The sequence below is a fragment of the Candidatus Synechococcus spongiarum genome, assembly GCF_900047545.1.
In the GTDB taxonomy this organism is placed as follows: Bacteria; Cyanobacteriota; Cyanobacteriia; order PCC-6307; family Cyanobiaceae; genus Synechococcus_B; species Synechococcus_B spongiarum_C.
The window spans coordinates 1-4,317 of the sequence record NZ_FITM01000094.1; the positions used below are offsets into that span (position 1 = coordinate 1).

A 4,317-nucleotide genomic window follows, 5' to 3' on the forward strand; every position below is an offset into this window, starting at 1 on the left:
CGCTGGCGGTGGATCGGGCCGCTGTGAGGAACTATCTGCAAGAGCGGTCCGCTGGCGCCTATTTGCAGGACGACTGCATGGAGATTCGCATGGTGGTGGGGGCAGGTGCGGCATCAGGGTCTGCCTGGGGTTGTGATCTGTCGCCAGAGTACATTCGAATCAATGCCCACTATACCACCTGAGAAGGCGTCTCAGCGGGCCACCACTGCCGGAAGAGGCGGCCCTTCCGGCAAGACGTCTGGCGGCAAGAACCGCAAATCCTGGTGGCGTAGCCCCTGGATCCCCCTGGGACACCTTGTGGCCGGCCTGGCCCTCTCCCTGGGGTTCCACGTGACGTTCCGATTGTGGGATCAGACCAAGACCTACGAGCCCCTTGACCTCTCCCCACCCTTTGCCGCAAAGCCCCTGCCCGGCACCAGTCTGGACAGCCTCATGCGCCGCTATGGAAGCCAACTGTCCCCACTCTTGAATCCCACCCCCCCGCCAGACCGTCCTGTGCCGCCTCCACTGGTGCTGACGACGGATCGCCCAGCGAACGGCCCAGCCCCGGCCGTCACCCAGACCACCGCTGAACGCCGCGACGACGGACCTGCCCTGAACCAGCCCACCCCTGCTCCTCCCCCTCCCCTCAGGTCAGGGGCAACGCAGTTGTCGGTCCCATGATTCAGACTGCAGGTCCTTGTGTTTCTGATATGCCGTCCACGCGGATGCTGCTCCTGGCCACTGCAAGCCGGCTGCGATCCCGGATTCGTAGTGGTCTTGCGGATGCCACTGCCCAGGTGGTCACGGAGGCGGAGTTGGCGGCGCAGCACGTGCAACAGGAGTGGCAACTCTTCTGGCAGGAAGTCCAGTTGGAGGCGGAGCGGCTGGAGCGACCAGGGGAGGAGGCGTCAGAGCCGGAGCCATCGCCGTCCACCGCATCCCGTCAGGCCCCTGCCGCGGACCAACAGCAGGACTCCGAAGGCGACAGCCAGCCCCAGCCGGAGTCCGCTACCCGGAAGCGGGCCAGCCCTGCCCAGGTACAGGAGAGCATTGACCAGTTGCGTGCCGAGGTGGCCGGGCTGAACCAGCGTCTTGAGCAAAACACCCTGTGACGGCACGACACGACAGCGGGGCACCCTGGATCTGGCGGCAGCGGCGCATTGTCCGTATCTGGACGTTTGTCGCCCTGCTCCTGCTGCGGCTGTGGTGGGATCAACAATCCTGGGTTAACCGTGGCCCCAACCGGAAGGAGCGGCGACGGCGACGACAGCGACGGCGTGCCCAATGGCTGCTGCAGGAGCTCATCAGCATGGGCCCCACCTTCATCAAGCTGGGACAACTCCTCTCTGCCCGTCCTGATGTCCTCCCACCTGACTACGTGGCCCAGCTCAGCAAGCTGCAGGATCGGGTGCCCGCCTTTCCCTTCTCCCTGGCCCGGCAGTTGCTGCGGGAGGAGTTGGGTGAGCGGCTGAACCAGGTTGTCTCCATTGAGGAGACGCCCCTGGGTTCCGCCAGCCTGGCCCAGGTGCATGGGGCCCGCCTTGCGGATGGCCGGGCTGTGGTGCTGAAGCTGCAACGCCCCAATCTGGACCGGCTGTTCCGACTGGATCTGGAGGTGATGCAGCAGGTGGCCCAACTGTTGCAGCGTCATCCCCGTTGGGGCCGGGGCCGGAATTGGCCGGGCTTGGCGTTGCAATGCCGTCGGGTGTTGCTGCGGGAGCTGGATTTTGGTCTGGAAGCAGAATACGCAGCTCGTTTCCGGCAGCAATTCGCGGATGACCCCATGGTACGGGTGCCCGCGGTGGTGTGGGAGCTCTGCAGCCGCCGCGTGCTGTGCCTGGACTACGTGCCCGGTCTCAAGATCACCGACCGTCAGGGATTGCTGGAGCGGGGCTTGAATCCCCGAGAGGTGGCCAGCCGTGGCTTGGGCAGTTATCTGCGCCAATTGGTGATCTTCGGGTTTTTCCATGCGGATCCCCACCCAGGCAACCTGGCCGTGGCCCAGGACGGTGGCTTGATCTACTACGACTTCGGCATGATGGGCACCGTGTCCCCCCTACTGCGGAGCCGTATCCGCCGCATGGTGACCTATGCCGCATCACGGGACGCGGCCGGTCTCACCGAAGAATTGCAGCGGGTGGGTCTGCTGGCCAAGGGCATTGACCTGGGGCCTGTGCGGCGTCTGGTGCGGCTGATGCTCAAGGAAGTGCTCACCCCCCCCTTCTCCTCCCACGTGTTGGAGAAGCTTTCCGGAGATATTTACGATCTGGTCTATGGCCAACCCTTTCGTCTGCCCCCGGATTTGATCTTCGTGTTGCGGGCCCTTTCCACCTTCGAGGGGGTTGGCCGCGCCCTGGATCCGGATTTTACCCTGGTGGACATCGCCAAGCCCTACCTCATTCCCCTCATGAACAGTCAAGACAAGGACAGCAAAGGCGCCGGGGCCAAGGTTTTTCTCAGTGGCCTCAGCCGCCAGGCGGCGGAAGTGGGTAGCCATGCCCTGGGTCTTCCGCGCCGCCTGGATGAAAGCCTGGCGCGACTGGAGCAGGGAGACCTGCAAGTGCAGGTGCGCTCCGGGGATAGCGAGCGCATTCTGCGTCGCCTGGTGCTGGCGCAGCAATCCAGTGGTCAAGCCATACTTCTGGGGGCTTTGGCCATTGTCGCCGCCATCCTCTCCACCAGTCTGAGCGCCTCCCCCTGGCTGGCAGTGCTGCCCCTGGTGGCCATGGTGCCCGTGGTGAAGGGCTGGCTGCAAACCAACCTGCGCCTGCGGCGGGAAGAGCGTCTGCCGGGAGGCTAAAGGGCAGGGCAGAGGCGTGGCCGCTCAGTCAGGTGAAGCGCTCAGCACGGTGATGCCCACCGTGGCCCCATGCCCACGGCGCCTCCATAACGGGCCTGGCTGCCCAACTCGTCTTCAATGCGCAGGAGCCGGTTGTATTTAGTCACCCGCTCGCTGCGGCTGAGGGAGCCGGTCTTGATTTGCCCGGACCGACTGGCCACCGCCAGATCGGCAATGGACACGTCTTCCGTTTCCCCGGACCGGTGGCTCACCACACTGGCGTACCCGTGGCGGCTGGCCATGGCCATGGCCTCCATGGTTTCGCTGAGGCTGCCAATCTGGTTCACCTTGATCAGGACGGCATTGGCCACCCCTGCAGCAATGCCCCGCTGCAGCCGCTGTTGATTGGTGACAAAGAGATCATCCCCCACAAGCTGAATGCGATTCCCGAGGGCTTGGGTGAGGCTTTCCCAGCCGCTCCAGTCGTCCTCCGCTAGGCCGTCTTCAATGGACACAATGGGGTAACGATCACAGAGACTAGCCAACTCCTGGACCATTTCAATGGAGCTGAAGCTATGCCCGCCGAAGTGATAGGCGCCGTCACGGTAAAACTCCGTGCTGGCCACGTCCAAGGCCAGGGCAATCTGCTCACCGGGGCGGTAGCCGGCCTGGTCAATGGCCTCCACCAACAGGGTCAGGGCCGCGTGGTTGTCCGGCAGGTCTGGGGCAAAGCCCCCTTCATCCCCAACGGCCAAGGATTGCCCCCGCCCCTTGAGGAGATCCTTCAGAGCATGGAACACCTCGGCCCCCATGCGCAGGGCTTCGCGGAACGTGGCAGCCGTATGGGGCACCACCATGAATTCCTGAAAATCCAGGGTGTTACTGGCATGGGCGCCGCCATTGAGCAGATTCATGAGGGGCACGGGTAGCACCGTGGCCATGTGTCCCCCCAGGTAGCGGTAAAGTGGTAGCCCCAGGCCCGTGGCAGCGGCATGGGCAGTGGCCAACGACACCGCCAACACGGCATTGGCCCCCAGGCTCGATTTGTTGTGGCTGCCGTCCAGGTCCACCATGGCCTGATCCACCACTTGTTGCTCCAGGGCATTGAGGCCACAGATAGCGGGTGCGATGCGCTCCTCGATGTTGGTAACCGCCTTGAGCACCCCCTTGCCCCCGTAGCGGCTCTTGTCGCCGTCCCGCAGCTCATGGGCCTCATGGGCGCCGGTGCTGGCACCGCTGGGTACCATGGCCCGCCCCATGGCCCCGCCTTCCAACTGCACTTCAGCCTCCACGGTGGGGTTGCCGCGGGAGTCCAACACCTCCCGCGCCACCACTGTGTCAATCACCAAATCAATGGAATCCAGCACTGCCGAAGCCAGGCAAAAGGCGCACATAGTTTAGGGACTCGCTTGGGCACTGCCAACGGGCTAACCATCCGTCGCTAGGTTGATGGGGTTCCTACCGCCAGCCATGACAACCCTTCCCCCTCAATCCTCCGACCAGGCTGCGGCGGAATCCCCCGCCACTCCGGTGCGGCTGCTGCTGGTGGATGACGA

The 4,317-nt window shown here is 64.4% G+C and carries 5 protein-coding genes; 4 read left to right on the top strand and 1 reads right to left on the bottom strand.

Going from position 1 to position 4,317, the window contains the following annotated elements; all coding sequences use genetic code 11:
- The 4 genes from FLM9_RS04010 to FLM9_RS04025 form a co-directional block, all read left to right on the top strand.
- Window positions 1-182 (top strand): bifunctional ornithine acetyltransferase/N-acetylglutamate synthase (locus tag FLM9_RS04010; protein ID WP_143324592.1); only part of this gene is annotated, 182 nt, incomplete at its 5' end.
- Window positions 163-663, top strand: coding sequence for a hypothetical protein (locus FLM9_RS04015; RefSeq protein WP_143324593.1), 501 nt, complete (start codon window positions 163-165; stop codon window positions 661-663). The genes FLM9_RS04010 and FLM9_RS04015, both read left to right, overlap by 20 nt.
- Before the next feature lie 29 nt (window positions 664-692).
- Entirely contained in the window at window positions 693-1,094 is a 402-nt protein-coding gene (locus tag FLM9_RS07805) for a hypothetical protein (RefSeq protein WP_257243000.1), read from the top strand.
- Entirely contained in the window at window positions 1,091-2,782 is a 1,692-nt protein-coding gene (locus FLM9_RS04025; RefSeq protein ID WP_074457377.1) for an ABC1 kinase family protein, read from the top strand. Before FLM9_RS07805 ends, FLM9_RS04025 begins: the two co-directional genes overlap by 4 nt.
- A gap of 41 nt (window positions 2,783-2,823) precedes the next feature.
- Here the strand turns inward: FLM9_RS04025 and eno are convergent, their stop codons facing one another.
- Entirely contained in the window at window positions 2,824-4,128 is a 1,305-nt protein-coding gene (eno, locus tag FLM9_RS04030; RefSeq protein WP_074457378.1) for a phosphopyruvate hydratase, read from the bottom strand.
- Window positions 4,129-4,317 lie beyond the last annotated feature (189 nt).

Coding starts and splice junctions, on each gene's coding strand:
- FLM9_RS04015 (WP_143324593.1), top strand. CDS start 163: ATGCCCACTATACCACCTGAGAAGGCGTCTCAGCGGGCCACCACTGCC.
- FLM9_RS07805 (WP_257243000.1), top strand. CDS start 693: ATGCCGTCCACGCGGATGCTGCTCCTGGCCACTGCAAGCCGGCTGCGA.